Consider the following 617-nt stretch of genomic DNA (forward strand, 5'->3'; position numbering starts at 1 on the left):
TCGAACCCGTTCATGTCGGGCATCTCGATGTCGGTCAGGATCACGTCGAAGCTTTGGGCGCGCAGTGCCGCCAGGCCCTCCTGCGCGGTCGGCGCGGTGCGGACGCGGTAGCCGGCCGCCTTCAGCACCGGCGCCAGCATGTTGCGGAAGAACGCGCTGTCGTCGACCAGAAGCACCGACTGCGAATGCAGCGACGGCTTCATCTCCTTGCGGGTGAACCAGTCGGCGAACGCCATCGGGAGGAAGTGGCCGACGTCGATCACCTCGGTGGCCTGGCCCTTGATCACGGCCGAGCCGAGAATGCCGGAGGAGGAGCCGCCGACCTCGATGTTGAGGCGCTCCTCGACGATGTCGATGATCTCGTCGACGACGAGGCCCATGGAGCGGCCGTCGTCGGCGAACACCAGGATCGGCTGGGCGCCCTGGCTGGCAATCGTGACGCCTTCCATGGCCACCAGCGGCATCAGCTGCTCGCGGTACTGCACCATGTAGCGGCCGTTACTGAACTCGATCTTGTCGGCGGGCAGCTCCTCCAGGCGCGTGACGAGGCCGAGCGGGACCGCCTTGGGCTGCGACGAGCCGGCGCGGAACACCAGCAGCGAGGTGGTCTGCTCGCC

1 protein-coding gene is annotated in these 617 nt (G+C 67.6%); it reads right to left on the minus strand.

Annotated elements, in window-relative coordinates:
* On the minus strand, positions 1-617 hold a 617-nt coding region (locus AC24YW_RS36590), incomplete at both ends, for a response regulator (protein WP_487487212.1).

The sequence above is a fragment of the Bradyrhizobium sp. USDA3516 genome (genome assembly GCF_057651995.1).